Annotated in this window: 21 protein-coding genes; 18 read left to right on the forward strand and 3 right to left on the reverse strand. The window is 68.4% G+C overall.

Translation table 11 applies throughout. From position 1 onward, the window contains the following. The first annotated feature begins 103 nt into the window (after positions 1 to 103). The 10 genes from N1F91_RS12960 to N1F91_RS13005 all read left to right on the forward strand — a co-directional run bounded on the left by N1F91_RS12960 (position 104) and on the right by N1F91_RS13005 (position 9,295). A complete protein-coding gene (locus tag N1F91_RS12960) occupies positions 104 to 733 on the forward strand; it encodes a hypothetical protein (RefSeq protein WP_289992681.1) in 630 nt (209 codons plus the stop codon). 36 nt (positions 734 to 769) lie between these two features. Next, positions 770 to 1,429: a cytochrome P450 gene (locus N1F91_RS12965; protein WP_289992683.1), complete on the forward strand. Its 660-nt coding sequence runs from the start codon at positions 770 to 772 to the stop codon at positions 1,427 to 1,429. Positions 1,430 to 1,668: 239 nt separating this feature from the next. Further along, on the forward strand, positions 1,669 to 2,295 hold the full coding sequence (locus N1F91_RS12970) for a TetR/AcrR family transcriptional regulator (protein WP_289992685.1): 627 nt from the start codon (positions 1,669 to 1,671) through the stop codon (positions 2,293 to 2,295). Positions 2,296 to 2,420: 125 nt separating this feature from the next. Next, entirely contained in the window at positions 2,421 to 3,563 is a 1,143-nt protein-coding gene (gene ugpC / locus N1F91_RS12975) for a sn-glycerol-3-phosphate ABC transporter ATP-binding protein UgpC (RefSeq protein ID WP_289992689.1), read from the forward strand. Then, positions 3,533 to 4,381: a metallophosphoesterase gene (locus tag N1F91_RS12980; RefSeq protein ID WP_289992692.1), complete on the forward strand. Its 849-nt coding sequence runs from the start codon at positions 3,533 to 3,535 to the stop codon at positions 4,379 to 4,381. The genes ugpC and N1F91_RS12980 overlap by 31 nt, the downstream gene beginning before the upstream one ends. A 28-nt stretch (positions 4,382 to 4,409) precedes the next feature. Then, positions 4,410 to 5,714 (forward strand): ABC transporter substrate-binding protein, encoded by a 1,305-nt coding sequence (locus tag N1F91_RS12985; RefSeq protein WP_289992694.1) that lies wholly within the window; start codon positions 4,410 to 4,412, stop codon positions 5,712 to 5,714. A 58-nt stretch (positions 5,715 to 5,772) separates the two neighbouring features. Next, complete coding sequence (locus N1F91_RS12990) at positions 5,773 to 6,711, forward strand: sugar ABC transporter permease (RefSeq protein ID WP_289992696.1); 939 nt, start codon at positions 5,773 to 5,775, stop codon at positions 6,709 to 6,711. Continuing rightward, positions 6,701 to 7,519, forward strand: coding sequence for a carbohydrate ABC transporter permease (locus N1F91_RS12995; RefSeq protein WP_289992698.1), 819 nt, complete (start codon positions 6,701 to 6,703; stop codon positions 7,517 to 7,519). Before N1F91_RS12990 ends, N1F91_RS12995 begins: the two co-directional genes overlap by 11 nt. Next, positions 7,520 to 8,284, forward strand: coding sequence for a tyrosine-protein phosphatase (locus tag N1F91_RS13000; protein ID WP_289992699.1), 765 nt, complete (start codon positions 7,520 to 7,522; stop codon positions 8,282 to 8,284). A gap of 201 nt (positions 8,285 to 8,485) precedes the next feature. Next, complete coding sequence (locus N1F91_RS13005; RefSeq protein WP_289992700.1) at positions 8,486 to 9,295, forward strand: SH3 domain-containing protein; 810 nt, start codon at positions 8,486 to 8,488, stop codon at positions 9,293 to 9,295. A gap of 158 nt (positions 9,296 to 9,453) precedes the next feature. Here the strand turns inward: N1F91_RS13005 and N1F91_RS13010 are convergent, their stop codons facing one another. Beyond that, entirely contained in the window at positions 9,454 to 10,617 is a 1,164-nt protein-coding gene (locus tag N1F91_RS13010) for a hypothetical protein (protein ID WP_289992701.1), read from the reverse strand. 286 nt (positions 10,618 to 10,903) lie between these two features. On the opposite strand from N1F91_RS13010, the gene N1F91_RS13015 reads away from it, so the two are divergent. From N1F91_RS13015 to N1F91_RS13050, 8 genes are all read left to right on the forward strand, one after another. Next, positions 10,904 to 11,521, forward strand: coding sequence for an NAD(P)H-dependent oxidoreductase (locus N1F91_RS13015; protein ID WP_289992702.1), 618 nt, complete (start codon positions 10,904 to 10,906; stop codon positions 11,519 to 11,521). Between the two features lie 145 nt (positions 11,522 to 11,666). After that, a complete protein-coding gene (locus N1F91_RS13020; RefSeq protein WP_289992703.1) occupies positions 11,667 to 12,215 on the forward strand; it encodes a cytochrome c oxidase assembly protein in 549 nt (182 codons plus the stop codon). A 2-nt stretch (positions 12,216 to 12,217) separates the two neighbouring features. Further along, entirely contained in the window at positions 12,218 to 13,393 is a 1,176-nt protein-coding gene (locus N1F91_RS13025; protein WP_289992704.1) for a c-type cytochrome, read from the forward strand. Further along, the gene (locus tag N1F91_RS13030; RefSeq protein ID WP_289992705.1) at positions 13,390 to 14,373 is read left to right on the forward strand and encodes a cytochrome c oxidase subunit II; all 984 of its coding nucleotides are present in this window, start codon (positions 13,390 to 13,392) and stop codon (positions 14,371 to 14,373) included. The genes N1F91_RS13025 and N1F91_RS13030 overlap by 4 nt, the downstream gene beginning before the upstream one ends. Positions 14,374 to 14,375: 2 nt before the next feature. After that, the gene (locus tag N1F91_RS13035; protein ID WP_289992706.1) at positions 14,376 to 15,446 is read left to right on the forward strand and encodes a sodium:calcium antiporter; all 1,071 of its coding nucleotides are present in this window, start codon (positions 14,376 to 14,378) and stop codon (positions 15,444 to 15,446) included. Then, positions 15,443 to 17,983, forward strand: a complete 2,541-nt coding sequence (gene ctaD / locus N1F91_RS13040; RefSeq protein WP_289992707.1) for a cytochrome c oxidase subunit I — start codon at positions 15,443 to 15,445, stop codon at positions 17,981 to 17,983. The genes N1F91_RS13035 and ctaD overlap by 4 nt, the downstream gene beginning before the upstream one ends. A 1-nt stretch (position 17,984) precedes the next feature. Beyond that, positions 17,985 to 18,368, forward strand: coding sequence for a hypothetical protein (locus N1F91_RS13045; RefSeq protein ID WP_289992708.1), 384 nt, complete (start codon positions 17,985 to 17,987; stop codon positions 18,366 to 18,368). Between the two features lie 143 nt (positions 18,369 to 18,511). Beyond that, entirely contained in the window at positions 18,512 to 19,705 is a 1,194-nt protein-coding gene (locus tag N1F91_RS13050) for a Xaa-Pro peptidase family protein (protein WP_289992709.1), read from the forward strand. A gap of 73 nt (positions 19,706 to 19,778) precedes the next feature. Here N1F91_RS13050 and N1F91_RS13055 read toward each other — a convergent pair whose 3' ends face one another. Together N1F91_RS13055 and N1F91_RS13060 are read right to left on the reverse strand one after the other, a co-directional pair. Next, positions 19,779 to 20,198, reverse strand: coding sequence for a cupin domain-containing protein (locus N1F91_RS13055; protein WP_289992711.1), 420 nt, complete (start codon positions 20,196 to 20,198; stop codon positions 19,779 to 19,781). A 25-nt stretch (positions 20,199 to 20,223) separates the two neighbouring features. Beyond that, positions 20,224 to 21,066: a phosphoenolpyruvate hydrolase family protein gene (locus N1F91_RS13060; protein ID WP_289992712.1), complete on the reverse strand. Its 843-nt coding sequence runs from the start codon at positions 21,064 to 21,066 to the stop codon at positions 20,224 to 20,226.

Raw genomic sequence — 21,066 nt, forward strand, 5'->3', positions numbered from 1 at the left:
ATGATCGTAGCTTCCGGCCCGCTTTCAATCCTGTAGGCTCCAGAACCCGTTGATCGAGCGGCGACGAACGCTCATTCTCGACCGGCGCATCAGGCGGGCATGGATGGCGGGTTTCTTGACCTTCTCGAACTACAGGCGCGTGCTTCAGAAGATGCTTTGGGAAATCCGTGCCGGACGGAGAGCCTCCGCTGCGGGTGCGCGGCTCGCCCCAGGCCCGCTGACCGTGATGGAGGACGATCCCCGACACGATCAGAGGTTCCTGATGGAGCGGGCGCAGGCATTCGGGCCGGTCTTCAAGGTCTGGATGCCGCACAAGCTGACGACATGCATCGTCGGCCATGCCCTGTCGCGCAGGTTCCTTTCCGAGCACGAAGGCGACATGAGGGCCGCCACGCCTGATCTCTCGTCACTGTTCCCGCACGGCTTCCTGCGCGCCCTGGAAGGTGCGCCGCACAAGTTCTACCGCAAGCTTTTCGCCGAGGCGTTCCGGGCCACACCGATCCGGTCCGATGACCCGATCGTCCGCCAGGCCGTCCGGACCTGCCTGGCAGGCATGGCGGAAGCGCCGCAGCCGGTCGCCGTCGAGGCCATCCGCAGCCGCATCAGGAGCCTGGCGATGGATCTCATGCTGTGGTTCGTCCTCGGCGTCGAGCCGGGCTCGGACCTCGCGCGGCGGGTGGCCGCCGGCTGCGCCGCCTATGCTCCGGACGGTGCCTTCCTGGTGGTGCGATGACGCCACCGCCGCGCCTACCACGGGATCCACGCGCTGGTGGCCGGACATGCGCAGGCGCTGAAGGAGCATTCGTCGCCGCCCGGCCTGCTCGGCCACTTCGTCCGCGCCAATACCCTGGACGAAACCGTGCTCGGCAACCTGATCCAGATGGTCGTGGTCGCCAGCTACGATCTCGGCGGGCTGTGCGTCTGGCTGCTGAAACATGTGGCGGACGATCCGATGATCGCGGACTTCGCGCGCAGCCATCCGGCCGGTGGAGCGGGTGCGGTTCGGCCGGCCCTGGCGATCGTGCGCGAGACGCTGCGGATGGAACAGAGCGAACTGCTGCTGCGGGTGGCGACGCGCGACATCGTCTTCGACGGCATCTTCATTCCCAGGGACAGTCATGTCCGGATCTGCGTCTGGGAGGCCCATCACGACCCCCGCATCTTCGACGATCCTTTCCGGCACGACTGCCGACGCTTCATGGGGGGAGGGGTCGGCGCAGGCGACTACGCCCCCTTCGGCCTGGACAAGCACCGCTGCCTTGGCGTCGACTGGACCCATGCGCTCGGCGAGGTCTTCGTGGACGAGCTGGTGTCGGGGTTCCGTCTGACGATCGCCAGCGACGGGCCGCCGGAGTTCGGGCGGTTCCATTTCCAGCCGAGCGGCAGGCTGGCCATCGCGTTCACAAGGGTCCCGATCACGGAGCCTTGACTGGCCGATCGGAGCGCATTCGCTTCGGCCCGCCTATCCCGACAAGGCGGCTGCGGACGTCCGCCGCCGCTGGTTCGGTGGGTGTGTACCGTCGGCTACTCCATGCCGATGCCGGTCCGTCGCTTCAGCTCTCTGCAACCGAATCCGGTGTCAGGCCCTGCATTCGCGGCCGGCAGTCATCCAGCATTCGCCGAGGCGGCATAAGCTGCCGCGATGCTGGATCGATGGAGTGCCCCGCCATGAACCACACGTCCGTCCGCCTGCTCGATGCCTGCGAGCGGCTGCTTTGCGAGGTCGATTGCGTCGACGACCTGACCGTGCGCCGCCTTGCGACGGAAGCGGGGGTGGCGCCGTCCTCCGTCAGCTACCATTTCGGCTCGCAGGAGCGCCTGATCGTCGCCACCGCCGAGCGCGTCTACCGCAGGCTGAACCAGGAGCGCATGAACCTGCTGAACCGGGCGGTGCAGAAGCGCCATCCGGAGCCGCCGGACCTCGAGGACGTGATCGTGGCGCTCGTCGGCCCTTCGGTGCGCTGGAGCCTCGAGCCCACCTCGCGCTACCGCGTGCTCGCCCATTTCAACGCGATGTCGCAGCGCAGCCGCGATCCCGAGATCTACCGGGCGATCATCGAGGGGGTGGAGCACCACAAGGCCTTCATGGTCTATCTGCGCCAGCTGGCGCCGTGGCTCGACGATGCCGCCATCGGCTGGCGCATGAGCTGCGCGCTCGGCATCCGCTCGCAGGTGACGCGCAGCCGGGTGCGCAACGAGGTGCTGACCGGTCATGCGATCGACTTCTCCGATCCGGAGGTGGTGATCGCGCGGATCGTCGAGGTGGTGGCGCCGATGTTCCGCCGCCTGTGCTGAGCCCGCGCGGCTGAAGCGCGCCCGGCGATCTCGGCGCCGGAATTCGAACGGCGTCCGAAACCTGTCATGCCGCGGCAACAGCAGCGGCATACCGATGCCCCCGACGCAAGAGAACGGGCGGCGGCATGGCCTCGATCGACATCACCAACGTCCACAAGCTCTACGGCAGGACGCCGGCCGTGCGCGGCCTGGATCTTTCCGTCGAGGACGGCAGCTTCCTGGTCATCCTCGGCCCGTCGGGCTGCGGCAAGTCCACGCTGCTGCGGATGATCGCCGGGCTCGAGGACATCACCGCGGGCGAGATCGCCATCGACGGTCGCGTGGTCAACGACGTCGAGCCCGGTCGCCGCGGCTGCGCCATGGTGTTCCAGAACTACGCGCTCTACCCGCACATGACGGTGGCCGAGAACATCGGCTATGCGCTCAAGGTGGCCGGCGTCGCCAAGGCCGAGCGCAGGGAACGGATCGGCCGGGTGGCGGCGATGCTGGGGCTGGGCGACCTCCTCGACCGCAAGCCCTCGCAACTCTCCGGCGGGCAGCGGCAGCGGGTGGCGATGGGTCGCGCCATGGTGCGCCAGCCCGGCATCTTCCTCTTCGACGAGCCGCTGTCGAACCTCGACGCCAAGCTCAGGATCCAGATGCGGCTGGAGATCAAGCGGCTGCACCGCGAGCTGAAGACCACCAGCGTCTTCGTCACCCACGATCAGGTCGAGGCGATGACGCTTGCCGACACCCTCGTGGTGATGAACCAGGGTGTGATCGAGCAGGTGGGCACGCCGGCCGAGGTGTTCCGGCGGCCGAAGAGCCGCTTCGTCGCCAATTTCCTCGGCTCGCCGCCGATGAACTTCCTGCCCGCCGGGATTGACCGGCGGGGCAGGGCGGTCCTCGCGGGCGGGCGCGCGCCGTGGCCCGAGCTCACCTTCGACCTTCCCGCCGGATCGGCCATCGAGATCGGCCTGCGGCCCGGCGACCTCGGCCTCGTCGCCGGCCGCGAGACGGACGGCGCGATCCCCTTCCAGCCCGACATTCTCGAGGATCTCGGCAACGAGCTGCACTGGCACGGCACGGTCGAGGGCAACGCCGTTGCGGTGGCGCTGCCGGCCGCCACCGCGATCCCTTCCGGCCCCGTCTGCCTGAAGGCTCCGCCCTCGGCGGTCCACGCCTTTCTCGGCGACGGCCGGCGCGTCGAGCCGGAGGCAGCACCCATCCCGACACCGAAACCTTCCGGAGAAGCCCCATGGCGCGCGACGTCACTTTCATACACCTGACCGACCTCCACATCGGCGATCCGGCGCAGGACGATCACCTGTTTTCGGACACGCGCGCGACGCTCTCCGAGATCGTGCGGCTGGTCGGCACCATCGAGCCGAAGCCGAGCTTCGTCGTGGCGAGCGGTGACCTCTCCAACCGCGGTGACGCGGAAAGCTACGCCGTGCTGAAGGAACTGATGGCGGCGCTCGACATGCCGGTCGTCTATGCCCTCGGCAACCACGACACCCGCGAGGGCTTCTACCGCGGCCTGCTCGGCCGCGAGGACGATCTCGCCCAGCCCTACGACCACGACGCCGTCATCGACGGCATCCATGTCGTCACCCTCGATTCCAGCACGCCCGGCTTCATCGGCGGCTCGATCGACGAGGCGCAGTTCGCCTGGCTGGCCGACGCGCTCGACCGCCACCCCGAGCTCCCGAAGCTGATCGTCTCGCACCATCCGCCGGCACTCGGCGATGCGCCGGACTGGGCGCACTGGCGCACGGTGCATTTCGACCAGTCGCAGCGGCTCGCCGAGATGCTGAAGGGCCGCAACGTGATCGGCATCCTGTCCGGCCACATCCATCACGACCGCGTCTCCTCCTGGCACGGCATTCCGGTCGTCGTCGGCATGGGCCAGCACGCCGCCACCGACATCCTGCGCAGCGACGTGCTGCGGATGGTGCGCGGCTCGTCCTTCGCCATCGGCACGATCCGCAAGAGCGGGCTCACGGTGGCCTTCGTGCCGCTGCCGGCCGACCGCGCCGAACTCAACGTCTACCCGCTGGACCTCATGCTCCAGCGCGCCGCGCCGGTGCAGGCCGCGGCCGAGTGAACCTCCCACGAACGAAAGGGCCTACCCGATGATCCGAAGACATTTCCTGGCACTCGCACTCTCGACCGGTCTTCTGGCCGGCGGCTTCTCCGGTGCCGCGCAGGCGCAGATGGCACCCGCTATCGACAAGCCGGTGACCATCACCTTCTACAACTACAACCTGGCCTCGGCCGGTCTCGGCCGCGAGGCGACGCTCGACCTGATCGCCCGCTTCGAGGCGGCCAATCCCAACGTCAAGGTCGAGCCGATCGCAGCGCCCTCCAACGAGGTGCTGTCGCGCGTCCAGGCCGACATGGTGGCCGGCCTGGAGGTCGACGTGGCGCAGCTCGTCTTCCGCGACCTGATCTACGCCGCCGAGCAGCTTGGCGCGCAGCCGCTGGAAGATCTGGCGGGCGATGAGCTTTCGGCGCACGCCGAGGGCTTCGTGCCCAACGGCCTGGCGCTCGGCGCGGTCAACGGCAAGACCTACGGCCTGGCCTATGTGTTCTCCACGCCGGTGATGTTCATCAACCGCGACCTGTTCCGCGCCGCCGGCCTCGATCCGGAAAAGGCGCCGCGCACCTGGGACGAGGTCAAGGCGGCCGGCATGGCGATCGCCGAGAAGACCGGCAAGCACGGCTTCTTCCCCGGCGCCTACGGGCCGATCGACGGCACCTTCGTCTACCAGGCAATCGTCATGTCGAACGGCGGCGGCAAGGTGCGCGACGGCAACACGCTCACCTTCGCCGACAAGGACCAGGCCGATGCGGTGGCGATGCTGCGCGATCTGATGGATTCGGGCGCGCATGCCCGCATCGACGTCGGCGCGCACATGGACACCTTCGCCTCGGGCAATCTCGGCATGTTCCTGTTCACCTCGGCCGTGCTCAGCCGCTTCGAGACCGCCGCGAAGGGCAATTTCGAGCTTGGCCTGGCGCCGATGCCGTCCTTCGGCGACAAGCCGACCGCGCCGACCAATTCCGGCTCCGCGATCTTCATGTTCTCGCAGGATCCGGTGAAGCAGCGTGCGTCCTGGGAGCTGATGAAGTTCCTGACCTCGGACGAGGCCTACTCGATCATCACGTCGAAGATCGGCTACCTGCCGCTGCGCCCCTCGACGGTCGAGGATCCGCGCTACCTGAAGGACTGGATGGCCGCCAATCCGAAGTTCCAGGCCAATATCGACCAGCTCGACCGGCTGACCCCGAACGTCGCCTTCCCCGGTCCGAACTATCGTCAGGTCGAGAACATGATGAAGGAAGCGGTGACGGAAGCCGTCTTCGGCGACGGCGACCCGCGCGCGGTCCTGAAGACCGCCCAGGACACCGCCCAGCCGCTGATGCCGCAGGACTGAGCTGGACTGCCAGGGCGCCGGGGCGGGCAACCGACCCGGCGCACCGTTCCCGGAGATCATGATGACCGACGCGACGATCACCGGCGCCCATGTCGCGCCGCGCAGCGTTCCGCGGCTGCGCCTTGCGGCCGCCGAACCCTGGCTCTACCTCGCGCCGGCGCTGCTGGTAGTGGCGGTCTGGACCTACGTGCCGCTGCTGCAGGCCTTCGAGCTGTCCTTCTACCAGTGGAACATGCTGCCGCGCTCGACCCCGCGCTTCGTCGGGCTCGACAACTACCGCAACCTCCTGTCCCTGCCGGACATGCGCCAGGCTGTGGTCAACACCGTTCTCTACACGGTCGGGCTGCTGCCGCTCTCCGTCGGCATCCCGCTTGCCGTCGCGCTGCTCACCGGCGGCTTGAGCGGGCGCCTGCGCAACCTCTACCGCGCGCTGATCTTCGTGCCGATGATCGTGGCGCCGATCGTCGCCGCCATCCTGTGGCGCTGGCTGCTCAACGAGGACCACGGCCTCGTCAACGCCTGGCTCGCCGGGCTCGGGCTCGGAAAGATCGGCTTCCTCAGCGATCCCGACGTCGCGCTGTGGACGCTGGTCTGGATCACCGGCTGGAAGCTGATCGGCTTTTCCACCCTGCTCTTTGCCGCCGCCGACAGTGCCATCAGCCCGAGCTATGTCGAGGCCGCACGCATGGACGGGGCGAGCCCCTGGCAGATCGTGCGCGACATCCGCCTGCCGCTGATGTCGCCGACCATCCTCCTGATCACCATGATGACCATCCTGTTCGGCGCGCAGTGGAGCTTCGTCTACATCAACGCTTTGACCGGCGGCGGGCCGCTGCGCTCCACCACCAACGTCTATCACGTGATGTGGGAATACGGCTTCAAGACCATGGCGGCCGGTTGGAGCACGGCGGCGGGCATGCTCGTCTTCGTCGTCTTCGGGCTGATCGCGATCGGCTGTCTCGCCCTCATGAAGAGGTTCGCGGTCTATGACGAATAAGGCCCGTGCCGGGCGCATCGCCGCCCACGGCGTCATGATCGCGCTGTCGTTCCTGGCGATCTTCCCGGTCTACTGGATGATCCAGACCTCGTTCCGGGCCGAGAACGAGATCTTCTCGGGCGGCTGGTTTCCCACGGCGCCGACGCTGAAGAACTATGCCGACGTGCTGGCCGCGATGCCGATGCTGCGCATCCTCGGCAACACTGCCGTCATGGCGGGCGCCACCACGCTGGCGCAGGTCGCCACGGGCCTGCTCGCCGCCTGGGCGCTGGTGCGCTGGCGCTTTCCGGGCGGGGCGCTGGCGCGGTCGCTGATCGCGCTGTCCTGGCTGGTGCCGTTCCAGGTGGTGATGATCCCGAACTACGTGCTGGCAAGCAAACTCGGCCTGCTCGACACGGTGGCCGGGCTGGTCATCCCCAACGCCGCGGCGGCCTTCTCCGTCCTCGTGCTTTACAACGCCATGCGCGGCTTTCCCCGCGAAGTCGTCGAGGCGGCGCGGATGGACGGGGCCGGCGATTTCCGCATCCTCGCCGAGGTCGTGCTGCCGAACCTGCGGGCGCCGCTGGCCTCGGTCTCGATCCTGTGCTTCATCTCGGCCTGGAACGAATATTTCTGGCCGCTTCTGCTCATCCGCCGCATGGAGAATTCGGTCGTCCAGATCGGGCTGCAGTTCTTCATGACGCAGGAGGGCAACGACTGGGGACCGCTGATGGCCGCCGCCACGCTTGCGTCCCTGCCCATCCTCGCGCTCTACCTTGTCCTGCAGCGACAGGTGGTCGACTCCTTCATGAAGTCGGGGATCCGTTGAATGTCCGGAACTGTCGAACGTCACATCCGCCTCGAAGGGGCCTTCAACGTCCGCGACCTCGGCGGCTATGCGCTGGCCGGCGGCGGTACGACGCGCTGGCGGTCCGTGCTGCGGGCGGACGGCCTTCAGGGGCTGACGGAGGCCGACATGGGGACGCTGCTGGATGTGGGCCTCGCGACGGTCGTCGACCTGCGCAGCGATCTCGAGCTCCAGCGGCATCCGAGCGCCTTCGCCGTGCACCGCGCCGTCGACTACCGGCACATCCCGCTGTTCGACAGCCTCGCCCCTGTCGACACCCTGCTGTCCTCGTCGCCGACCTACAGTCTCGCCGAGCGCTACGTCAGCGCCGTCGAGGTCTGCGGGCCGGCGCTCGCCCGGATCGCCACCACGATCGCGGAAGCCGACGGCGGCGTCGTCCTGTTCAACTGCACGGCTGGCAAGGACCGCACCGGTATCGTCGCCGCGATGCTGCTCGGCCTCGCAGGCGTTGCCGACGACGACATCGTGCAGGACTACGCGCTCACCGCCAGCACCGCCGCTCCGCTGATGGACAGCCTGCGCGAGGCTGCCCGGAAGCGCGGCCTGAGCGAGGCCGCCGCCGCGATCCTGCTGTCCAGCGAAGCGCCGACGATGCGCGCCTTCCTCGGCCACGTCTCGGACCGGCACGGCGGTTTTTCCTCCTATCTGTCGCGCGCGGGCGTCTCGGACCGCCATCTCGACCTGCTGGTCGACAGGCTCGTGGCGCGGGCGGTGGAGACCGCCTGAGGCTCAGGGGCTCCCAGGCAGGCGGGCACGGCCGCAGGCGACTGCCTCGTCAAAATCGCGACCACGCGCCGGCGGTTCGACCGGCAGGCCGTCGCATTGCCGACCGTGCGCGCGCCGGCCGGCCGAGAAATCATGGAACATCGCCGGAGAGGCGGGATTGGGGGACGGGTCCGCAACAACGAGACAAAGGGAGAAAGCCCCGTGAGACGAACGTTCACGACTCTATCCGCACTGCTTCTGTCCTCCATCGCCGTGCCGGCGCTTGCGCAGGACGCCAGCGTGACCGCCGACCTCAACATGCGCGCCGGTCCCGGATCGCAGTATCCCGTCATCACCACGATCCCGGACGGCCGGTCGGTCGACATCTACGGCTGCGAAAGCGGTCTGAACTGGTGCGACGTCTCCTGGCGCGGCAATCGCGGCTGGGTGTATTCGGATTACCTCAACTACACCTATGACCGCCGCACCCGGCCGGTCGCCGAATGGGGCGCGCGTCTCGATCTGCCGATCGTGTCGTTCTCCTTCGGCGACTATGCCGACCGCCATTATCGCGGCATGCCTTGGTACGCAGACCGCAGCCGATGGGACGACAATGACCGCCGCGATCGCGACGGCCGGCGCGACCGCGGCGACCGGCGCGACCGCTGGGACGACGATGATCGCGGTGACCGCGACGGACGCCGCGGCGGCTGGGGCGATGACGACCGGCGCGACCGCAACGCGCGCGGCGGCGACCGGGACGACAACGACCGGCGCGGGCGCGGCGGATGGAACGACCGCAATGAGCGCGGAGACGACGAGCGGCGCGGACGCGGCGGAGACAACGACCGCGGTGAGCGCGGCGACAACGACCGCGGCCGCGACGGTGACAGGGCCGAGCGTCGCGACCGTGGCGGCGCGCGCGGGAACTGGATGGACAGCGATCCATGGGATCGCGGTGCCGACCGCAGCCCGACCAATCGCGACAACGACCTCGATCTCTGGGATCGCAGGAACAACGACGACGGCTGATCCCGAAGGGAAGGCTCCCGTGGGGAGCGGCTGACGAGACGGGGTGCGCCGGAGGCCGGCGCACCCCTTTTTTTTGCCAGCGCGTGGCTGGCGCAGCTTTCCATGCAGGAAGGGCCGGCGAAGACGCCGGCCCTTCCTCATTCTCGAACAGGCGAGACTCAGCTCCGGTCGAGATACCGGACGCTCAGGTCCGAGCCATCGGCGCGGACCTGCACCTCCACGGCACGACCGCTCTCGGCGATCCCGGCGAACTCGTAATAGATGTCGAGATCGCGCCGGAGGCTGCGCGTCGTGTGCGCCACCCGCAGTCGACCGAGCTCGTCGCGGACGGTGCTGCGGACGGATTCCGGAACCTCGTCCAGCGCGATTGCGGTATCGATCGACTGGATCCGGCCATCGGGATAGACGTCGACGGCCACGCGGTTCCCGGAGCGGGTGTCGCGCCCGGATATCTCGATCACCCGCTCATTGTCGTCGATCGTGAACTCGTAGGTTCCGAAGCGTGCGCTCGGTATGGCCTGGCGGGCGCTGAGCAGCGCGATCGCCGCGAGTGCACGGCGCCGCTCCTCGCGCGTTGCATCCGCCGTCGCGGAAGACGAGGACTGTCTTGACGATGGCTGAGAAGCGGAAGTCGAGGACTGCCCGGCGGACGGCTGGCGGTTCCCGCTGCCTGCCGGCATCCGGTCGCTGCCCGCCCCGGTGGACGACGTCTCGTCACCGCCATTCCGTTCGGCCCGCTGCCGCGCCTCCCGGCGGATCTCGCGAGGCGTCTTCTGGCCCTCCTGCGCGCCGAGCTTCCACTTTTCCTTGTCCTGCCAGTCGCGGATACCTTCGGGCACGACGTCGCCTTCCTCGATGATGTCGCTGAAGTCCCGGGTGGAGGCAGTCGCGGGGTCGCGTCCCGACCGGTCGTCCGATCCGTCCGCTGCCGAGGCGTCGTCCGCGCGGCCGCCGTCCTGGCGCGTCTCCACCGCGCGGTCGGAGACATCGGGGACCGGAAGCCGTTCGGCGAGCTCCTTGAAGCTCGTCTCGTCGCGCGACCGGCTGGCCCCGGCATCCGCGCTCGCACCGGGCTGCGCGGGCGGATCGCCCATCGCGTCACGCGCCGGGCCGTCGCGGCGAACGTCACGCGCGGTGCCTTCGTCGCGTCGCATCGCTTCCTTGATGTCCGAACTGCGCAGCCCCGACTCTTCGAGGTTGTAATGCGGACAGGGGAAGTTGCCGGCGGCGTTGCGGGCGTCCTTGCCGCCGGCGTCCTGCGCCATGGCCGGACCGGACGCCAGGGCCAGAGCGCTGGCGCCGGCCATCATCAGATATCTCATTGTTTTCTCCCGTGTTCGGTTTCTGTAGGCGCGGCATGACGGGCTGCCGATCGACGCGCCAAACCTGGTCTCGGATTGAGGCAGCCCGCTTCGGGAACCAGCGAGGAGCGGAATGGTTCGGTCCCGGCACAGGAACAATGCGGCGGGCCGCCTGTTCAATCCCTGGTGCAGCCGGCCGCCGACCGGCGGTGCGCCCCTGTTCCGCTGTCCATGCCGGCGGGGTCCGGTACGCCCCGGACCGGTCCGGCGCCACCTTTCCACCGAAGCTGTCCCGAGGAGAAACCACGTGGCCGACACACTCAAAGCCTTCGCACTGAATTGCAGCCTGAAGTCCGGCGCCGACGCCGAAAATTCCTCCACGGACAAGATGGTGGCGGACCTGTTTGCGGAACTGGCCGCCTTTGGCGTGGAGGGCGAAGTGGTGCGCGCGGTCGACGCCTACATCCTGCCGGGTGTCCTGTCGGACATGGGGCCGGGCGACGGCTGGCCCCGGCTGCGCGAGAAGATCGTCGAGAGCGACATCTTCATCCTGGCGACCCCGATCTGGCTCGGCCAGCCATCGTCCGTCGCCAAGCGCGTGCTCGAGCGCCTGGACGCCTTCCTCGGCGAGACCGACGACAAGGGGCGCATGCCGGCCACCGGCAAGGTCGCGCTGGTGGCCGTCGTCGGCAACGAGGACGGCGCCCATGCCTGCCACGCGGCCTGCTTCCAGGCGCTCGACGACGTCGGCTTCACCATCCCGGCCAATGCCGGCTGCTACTGGGTCGGGGAGGCGATGCAGTCGAAGGACTACAAGGACCTCGATCAGATCCCTGACCCGGTCGCGTCAGCCCTGAAGACGGCGGCCTCCGGTGCGGCCCATCTCGCGCGGTTGCTGAAGACGAATCCCTACCCGGGAACCTGACAGGATCGGCGCCCCCTCGCGCCGCGGGCGCGGTCGCCGCTTCGCACGCGCGGGCTCGGGCCGCCGACCTCGAGCAGCAGCAGCTGAGACAGCAGGAACAATCCTGCCGCCGGGGTGTTTGGCCTCGCATGAGGGAGCAGCCTGCATGCTGACCGCGCACCTCGTCGTGCTGGCGGTCCTGACCAACATCGTGGCGCCGCTGGGAATCCTCGCCTGGCGCGCTGCCGGTCTGTGGCGGGCGTGCGCGCCCGTCCTTGGTTCTTTCGGTGCAGGACTGCTCCTGGTCGGCGCCGTCTGGGGCTGGCACATTCCGGCCGTGCTCGGTCCGGCACTGTCATCTGCATCCATTTCCGCGACGCTGTACGCGACGGTCATGCTTTGCGCGCTCCTGTTCTGGCATGCCGTGCTCGCCGATGCCGACCTCCGGCCCTGGCGCTCGCTGGCGGCGGTCCTGTCGGGCATGAAGGCCTTCGGTCTCCTCGGCGTGCTGCTCGTCCTGGCGCCGCGGCCGATCTACGGGCCACCAGTCGCGGTGGCGGGAGGCGGCGCGTCGGAGCAGTGGGACCAGAACCTGGGCGGGCTGCTCTTCATGGCGATATCGGCGCTCGGTTTCCTGGTCGCGGCCGTCGCCATCGTCGCCCGCGTGATGGCGCGGATCCAGGCAAGGCCCGGCTGGACCGGAGGGCTTCCCTGACCATGTGGATTCCGAAGGACCTCCGCTTCCAGCGAGCGCTGTTCTGGTTCGTGGTCTTTGCCGCAGCCGGGGTCACCGGATTCCTCGTCTTCATGTTCTCCGGCATCTACAATGTCGCGGCATCTGTGCAGCATTTCGACGTCACGAACCGCATCATCAAGATCGGCCTCTGGCGGTCCATCCAGACCCACAGCGGCGTCGACGACGTGCCCGCCCTCGATGATCCGGGCCTCGTGCGGCTCGGCGCCAATCACTACCGGATCGGCTGCGCGCCCTGTCACGGCAGTCCCGCTGCCGCGGGCTCCGCGGTGGTGCAGCGGATGTATCCGGCGCCCCCGCCGCTGACACACGCGCGCGACGACTGGAGCCCGGAGGACCTCCATTGGATCGTTGCCAACGGGTTGAAGTTCACCGGCATGCCGGCCTGGCCGGGCGCCGGACGCAGCGTGGAGGTCTGGCCGCTCGTCGCCTTCCTCGAAGCGTTGCCTGAGATGTCTCCGACTGAGTACGACGCGCTTCTGGCTTCGCCCGCCAGCCGCAGTGCAGCCGGTCTCGATCTCGGCGGCGAGGATGCCGCGGGACGCCCGCTGACCGCCATGACGGCCGGATGCGACGCCTGCCACGGGGCGGGCGGTGCCGACCCGGTCGACGGGCTCGTCCCCGCCCTGGCGGGACAGAAGGCGGAGTATCTGGAACGCGCCCTGACGGAGTATCGCGACGACGTCCGCCAGAGCGGGTTCATGGAGCCGGTGGCCCATGATCTCGATGACGCGACGATCCGCGCGCTGGCGCTCCACTATGCGGGCATCGACGCAGCGAGAGGTCGTGCCGGCGAGGCTGTGCCGGAAGCGCCGGCGGCGGTGGGAAATGCCGAACGTGGCGGCAGGATCGTCCGGTTCGGGCTTCCCGAGGATCGCGTGGCGCCCTGCGGATCCTGTCACGGCGCGAACCGGTCGAACCAGTTTCCGCTGATCGACGGCCTGTCCTCCGCCTACGTCGTCACCCAGCTGGAACTCTTCCGCGAAGGCGTCCGCGATGCCTCGCCCTATGCGGCGATCATGGCCAACGTCGCCAACCATCTCGACGACACGATGATGAAGGACGTCGCGGCCTATCTCGCCGCGCTCCCGGCCACCACGCAGCGGCCGGCGCCGGCTCTTCCCGGGGCGGCGCGATGAGACGCAACCTCCTTCCCCTCGCGGCAGCGCTGTCGCTCTCGGGCTGCGCCGGGGTCCAGTCCGCCCTCTCGCCGAGCGGTGCGGAAGCGGCCGAGATCGATCCGCTGTTCTGGACGGTGACCGGCATCAGCGCCGCCGTCACCGGCCTCGTGACCATCCTGGTGGCAATCGCGATCTTCGGCCCGCCCGCCTGGCGGGCGCGGCTCGCCGGCGGCTGGATCGTCTGGGGCGGCGGCATCGTCTTTCCGGTCGTCGTCCTGTCGGGGCTGTTCGTCTACGGCCTGATCGTGCTGCAGGCCGGCGCCACGCGGGCCGGGACGGCCGAGGGACCGGGGGTCACCATCACCGGCAAGCGCTGGTGGTGGGACGTGGTCTACACGACCCCGGACGGCCGCGAATTCCGCAGCGCCAACGAGCTGCGCCTTCCCGTCGGCCGCGCCGTTGCGATCCGGCTCGAATCCGACAACGTCATCCACAGCTTCTGGGCGCCGCAGCTGGCGGGCAAGCTCGACATGATCCCCGGCCGGACGAACGTGCTGACCCTGGAGGCGACGGAGCCCGGTGCGAGCCGCGGCCAGTGCGCGGAGTATTGCGGCGGGGCGCACGCGCTGATGTCGTTCTGGGTCGTGGCCCTGCCGCAGGACCAGTATGACGACTGGCTGGAGCGCGAAGCTGCCGATGCGCGAGAGCCGCAGACCGCAGCGCAGGCGCGCGGGCGGGAGCTCTTCCTCGAGAACGGTTGCGGCGCCTGCCATACGATCCGCGGCACCGGCGCCGAAGGCGTGCTCGGACCGGACCTGACCCATGTCGGCGGGCGCCTGTCGCTCGCCGCGGCCGCGCTGCCCAACAGCCGCGCCGCCTTCGCCGCCTGGCTGGTCGAGAACGATCACATCAAGCCAGAGAACCTGATGCCGGAGTACGGCTATCTCGAACCGGACGAGCTCGACACGCTCTCGGCCTACCTGGAAAGCCTGGAGTAGAGATGCTCGACTTCGCCCAGCTCGGATTGTGGATCAACATCCTCCTGTTCGGGGCGGCCGCGATTGCGGTCTGGTTCTCCGGCGCCCGGCTGACCGGCTATGCCGACGCGATCAGCCGCAAGACCGGTCTCGGCCAGGCGGTGATCGGCATCGTCCTGCTCGCCGGCATCACCTCGCTGCCGGAGATCGGCGTGACGGCCACGGCTTCGCTTTCCGGCGATGCGCAGCTGGCGGTCAACAATCTGTTCGGGTCGATCGCGCTGCAGGTCGCGCTCCTCGCCATCGTCGACCTCGTCATCGGTCGCGATGCGCTGACGTCGGTCGTCCCCGACCCGATCGTGCTGCTGATGGGAACCCTGAACGTCGTCCTCATCACCTTCGCGGCGGCGGCGATGGTGGCGGGCGACGTGCCGTTCTTCGGCATCGGACTGTGGGCCTGGGGGTGTCTCTTCGGCTATATCGCCGGTGTCTGGCTCCTCTCGAAGGCGCAAGGAAAGCGCCCCTGGCTGGCGGCCGCCGGCGGCCGCGTCGACGAGGATCTGATCGACAAGCAGCGGCAACGGGAAGAGAGGGCGGAAGACACGGCCGGTAGCCTCCGCGGCCTGCTTGTGAAAACCGCCATCATTGCCGCCATCATCCTGGTCGCAGGCTTCGTCCTGGCGCGCAGCGGCGACGCCATCGCGCAGGCGAGCGGCCTTGGACAGAGCTTCGTCGGCTTCGTCCTCGTCGCCTTCGCCACCTCGCTGCCCGAACTCAGCACCGCGCTGAGCGCCGCCCGGCTCGGCCTCTACACGATGGCGATCTCCGACATCCTGGGCACCAACATCATCAATGTCGCGCTGGTCTTCGTCGTCGACCTGCTCGACGCCGACGCCGAGCCGGTCCTGAACCGGATGGACGACTTCGCCATCTTCGGTGCGCTGCTGGCCGTCGTGCTGACGGCCTTCTTCCTCGCCGGCATGACCGAGCGCCGCGACAGGTCGCTTCTGCGGATGGGCTACGATTCCATCCTCGTCATCGTCTTCTATCTCGGCGGCGTCTCCATCCTCTACACCTTGCGAGCGGGCACATGACGGACACGACCGGCAGGGACCTGCCCAACCCCGGCAACCGCGATCCGCAGGAACTGGAGGATCTGAAGCGCATCTGGGCGATGCCGAAGGGCTTCCGGCTGCTGACGGCCGTCAACAACACGGTCATCGGGCTGCTCTATATCGGCGTCGCCTTCCTGTTCTTCCTGATGGCGGGCGTGCTGGCGCTGGTCATGCGCACGCAGCTCGCCATGCCGGAGAACGACTTCATCGGCCAGGACCTCTACAACCAGGTCTTCACCGTTCACGGCACGACGATGATGTTCCTCTTCGCCGTGCCGGCTGTGGAAGCGCTGGGGGTCATGCTGCTGCCGCAGATGCTGGCCGCGCGCGACCTGCCGTTCCCGAGGCTGTCGGCCTTCGCCATCTGGGCCTATGTCGTCGGCGGGCTCGTCTTCTTCTCGACCGTATTCTACGACCTTGCCCCGAAGGGCGGCTGGTTCATGTATACGCCGCTGACGCTGAAGGAGTACTCTCCGGGCGACAATGCCGATTTCTGGCTGCTGGGCATCGGCTTCATCGAGATTTCCGCGATCGCCGGCGCGATCGAGATCGTCGTCGGGGCGCTCAGGACGCGGCCGCCCGGCATGTCGCTGGCCAAGATGCCGATCTTCGCCTGGGCGATGCTGATCTTCGCGGCGATGATCATGTTCGCCTTTCCGGCGGTGATCCTCGGCACCATGCTGCTGGAGATCGAGCGGTCCTTCGGCTGGCCCTTTTTCACGGCCGACCAGGGCGGAGATCCGCTGCTGTGGCAGCACCTGTTCTGGTTCTTCGGCCACCCGGAGGTCTACATCATCTTCCTGCCCGCGGCGGGTCTCGTCTCGATGATCGTGCCGACGATGGCCCAGCGTCCGCTGGTCGGCTACAACCTGATCGTCATCGCGCTGATCGCCACCGGCTTCTTCTCCTTCGGGCTGTGGGTCCATCACATGTTCACGACGGGCATACCGTCGCTCAGCCTGGCCTTCTTCTCGGCCGCCTCGATGGCCGTCGCCATCCCGTCCGGCATCCAGATGTTTTCGTGGATCGCCACGATCGCCGCGAGCAAGGGGCGACTGCGCATCAACACGCCGTCGCTCTTCGTGCTTGGTTTCCTCTTCATCTTCACGATCGGCGGCATGACCGGCATCATGGTCGCGCTCGTCCCCGTCGACTTCCAGGTGCACGACACCTATTTCGTCGTCGCCCATTTCCACTACGTGCTCGTGGGCGGCATGGTCTTCCCGCTGTTTGCGACCTTCTACTACTGGACGCCGATGGTGGCGAAGCGGCCGCTCTCGGAGCGGCTCGGCCGCTGGGTGTTCTGGCTGATGTTCGTCGGCTTCAACGTCGCCTTCTTCCCCATGCACCTGACGGGGCTGCGCGGCATGCCGCGGCGCGTCTGGACCTATCCGGCCGATGTCGGCTGGGACTGGCTGAACCTGATCTCGACGGCCGGCGCCTACATCTTCGCCGCCGGGGTGGCCATCTTCGTTCTCGATCTCTTCCGCAACTTCCGGGCAGGCGAGGGCGGGCCGGACAATCCCTGGGGCGCGGGCACGCTGGAGTGGCTGCCCAACGACGTCTATTCGGCGCGAAGCGTGCCGCTCGTCACCAGCCGCGAGCCGCTCTGGGACAATCCCGACCTGCCCCGGGAGGTCCAGGAGGGGCGGCACTTCCTGCCCAACGCGCCGACGGGCGGGCGCGAGACCATCGTCACCTCGGCCATCGACGCCGAACCGCAATACATCATCCAGATGCCCGGCCCGGGCTGGTCGCCCTTCATCGCCGCGGTCTTCACCGCAGCCTTCTTCCTGCTCCTCACCATCAAGGCCGTTACCATCGCGGTGGTCTGCGCGGTCGTGGCCATCGGCGCGATGCTCACCTGGACGTGGGGCCTCGACCCCGGACCGGCAAAGGGCAAGGTGGACATCGGCGCCGGCCTCAAGCTGCCGACCTACATGTCCGGCCCGAGCTCGCACTCCTGGTGGGCGATGATCGTTCTCGTGCTGGTCGCGACCTCGCTCTACGTCGCCTACGTCTTCTCCTATCTCTATCTGTGGATCGTCTCGCCGGAGGTCTGGGCGCCCGCCGGTTCTCCGGCCCTGCCGTCTCTGGCCTGGCCGCTCGGCGGCGCCGCGCTGATCATCGCGGGGACCGGGTCGATGTGGCTTGCGGGGCGCCTGCTGCCCGAACCCGGCGGACGCTCGCCCGCCATGCCGCTGTTCAACGCGCTCGGCGCGCTCTGCCTCGCCGGCGCGGTTGCACTGGAGATCTGGAGCCATTTCCAGTCGGGCCTGCGCCCGGACGAGAATTCCTATGGCGCGATGGTCTACATGCAGAGCGTCGTCAACGGACAGCTCGCCTTCGCGCTTCTGATCATGATCGGCTTCTCGGTGGCGCGCTACTTCGCCGGGCTGCTCGACCGCGAGCGCCGCGTGAGCTTCGACAACGGCGCCGTGCTCTACTACTACGCCGCCGGCCAGGCCCTGTTCGGCCTGTTCCTCATCCACGGCTTCCCGCGCATGGTGGGCTGACATGAGCGATCTGGAAAACCTGCTGCGCCCCCGTCCCGAACCCTCGACGCTCGGGACGCTGACCTATCTGCTGCTCGGACCCCTGGCCTGGGCGCTCCAGCTCACCCTCGTCTATGCCGGCCACACCCTGGTGTGCAGCCAGGGCGGCTCGGCGGCGCTGGGCGATGGACTGGTCATCGTCGTCTCGGCCGTGCTTGCCGTGCTGGTCGGCTCATTCCTGCTGTTTCCTCTGGCCGTCGCCCGCGTCCTCGGCCTGACGCGCGAGATGGACGCGCGCGCGGCCTACGACCGCATCGCCCGGGTCGCCGGCGTGCTTGCGCTGGTGGCGATCGTCTGGACCGGTACGACGGCGGTTCTGGTCGAGGCATGCGCGCAGGGGCGCTGACAGCCGTCCGGCGCGAGACACTTGCGCCGACGCCGGCTGATCCGGCTTGACAGGAGGCGCCGGTCTTTCCAAACATCCGATCTGGTCGGACCAGTTTTCGGGTGGAGGTTCCGGCCGTGATCGGGTCCCGGGAGGAGAAGACGATGAACATTGCCACGCAGCCGGCGGTTGCCGCCCCGGCCGTTCCCTTCGACGCCGGCCGCCTCGACCGGCTGATGGAGGAGGCCGGCATCGATGTCATGCTGGCGACGTCCAAGCACAACACCGCCTACCTGCTCGGCGGCTACCGCTTCATCTTCTTCTCGGCGATGGACGCGATCGGCCACAGCCGCTACCTGCCGATCGTGGTCTACGACAAGGGGCGGCCGGATCATGCGGCCTTCGTGGCCAACCGGATGGAGGCGGGCGAGCACCAGAACCACCCGTTCTGGACGCCGGCGTTCCACCCCGAGACCTGGGGGTCGGTCGACGCGGCGAGGCGCGCGGTCGAGCACCTGCGCAAGATCGGCAAGGCAGGCGCGCGCATCGGCATCGAGCCGGCCTTCCTGCCCTCCGACGCGCACAAGATCCTCGTCGACGGCCTGGAGGGCGCGACGCTGGTCGACGCAACGGCGGTGATGGAGCGTCTGCGGGCGCTGAAGACCCCGCACGAACTTGCCGAACTGAAACAGGCTTCGGAACTGATCACGGACGCGATGATGGCGACGATCGCCGGGGCAGGGGAGGGATCGACCAAGGCCGAGATTATCGAGCGGCTGCGGCGCGAGGAGACCAATCGCGGGCTGCAGTTCGAATACTGCCTGCTGACGCTCGGCTCGAGCCACAATCGCGCGGCCTCCGACCAGGCGTGGAGGAAGGGCGAGGTGCTGTCGATCGATTCCGGCGGCAACTGGCACGGCTATATCGGCGACCTGTGCCGGATGGGTATCCTCGGCGAGCCGGATGCTGAGCTGGAGGACCTGCTGGCCGAAGTGGAGGCGGTGCAGCAGGCCGCCTTCTCGAAAGTCGCGGCCGGAACGCGCGGCGGCGACATGATCGCCCATGCCGAGGCGGTCCTGAAGGCCTCGAAGGTGGCGGCCTTCACCGACTTCTTCGCCCATGGCATGGGCCTGATCAGCCACGAGGTGCCGTTCCTGATGACCAACCACCCCGTCGCCTACGAAGGGGTGGACGCGGACCGGCCGCTGGAAGCCGGCATGGTGCTCTCGGTCGAGACGACGATGCTGCATCCGACGCGCGGCTTCATCAAGCTCGAAGACACGCTGGCGGTCACCGCCGACGGCTACGCGATGTTCGGCGAGCGGGGCAGGGGCTGGAACAGGGGCGGCACGGCCTGAGCCGCTTCCCGCAGGACCCGGGCAGCCGGCGATGGCGAAGCATCGCCCGCCGGTCACGCCCGGGACGAAGGGTTCAGCCGCCCGCCTTGATGATGCGGAAATCCGGCAGGTCGCGCAGGCCGAGCTCGGGACCGGCCGGCGAATAGACGACGAAGAGCTGCATCGGCCTTTCGCCGGTGTTGAGCGTCGAATGGAACCGGCTCTCCGGCACGTAGACCGTGCAGCCGGGGCCGACCTTGCGGGTCACGGGATTGCCGTCCTCGTCCTCCACCATCTGTTCGCCCTCGCCGGAGATGACGAAGATGATCTCCTCGGCGCCCGGGTGGTTGTGGCGCGCATGGCCCCGGCCGGCGGGCAGGTCGACGACCCCGCCGGAAAAGCGCTGCGCGCCGTTCACTTCCGGCGCGACCGTCAGCGCCAGCCTGCCCCAGTCGAAACCGAAGGCGTCGACGTCCTTCGGATAGACGAAGTACCCGTCCGATCCCTGCTTCATGTTCGTCTCCTCCCTGTTGGTTTCCTCAGCCGCGCGGTTTCAGCGGCAGCGACTTGAAGCTCGCGGTCTGGTCGCGGATCGCCGCTTCGGCGGGCAGGCGCTCCATCGAGCTCGCCCCGTAGAAGCCGTGGCAGATGCGGCAGTTCGCCAGGATGTGGCGCGCATCGTCGGGCATGGCGATCGGGCCGCCGTGGCAGATGACGATGACGTCGCCGCGCACGGCCATGGCCGCGCTGGCGATGGCGTCGATCTCGCCGACGCACTGGTCGAGCGACTTCGCCGAGGTCGCGCCGATCGAGCCGCCGGTCGTGACGCCCATGTGGGCGACGATGATGTCGGCGCCGGCCTTCGTCATCGCCACCGCCTCGTCGGGATTGAAGACGTAAGGGGTGGTCAGGAGATCGAGCTCGGCTGCCGCCGCGATCATGTCGACCTCGAGGCCGAAGCCCATGCCGGTCTCCTCGAAGCTCTGGCGCATCATGCCGTCGAACAGTCCGATGGTGGGAAAATTCTGCACGCCGGAGAAGCCCATCTGCTTCAGTTCCGCCAGGAACTGCGGCATCAGCACGAAGGGATCGGTGCCGTTGACGCCCGCCAGCACCGGCGTGTGCCGGACGACGGGCAGGACCTCGACCGCCATTTCCTTGACGATCTCGTTGGCATTGCCATAGGCGAGCAGGCCTGCGGCGGAGCCGCGCCCGGCCATGCGGTAGCGGCCGGAATTGTAGATGACGATCAGGTCGATGCCGCCGGCCTCCTCGGCCTTGGCCGACAGGCCGGTGCCCGCCCCGCCGCCGACAATCGGCCGGCCCTCGGCGATCATCGCCCGGAACTTCTCCAGTATCGTCTTGCGCGGGATGGCGGGCAT

The organism is Aquibium sp. ELW1220 (assembly GCF_030398385.1).
Classification (GTDB): domain Bacteria; phylum Pseudomonadota; class Alphaproteobacteria; order Rhizobiales; family Rhizobiaceae; genus Aquibium.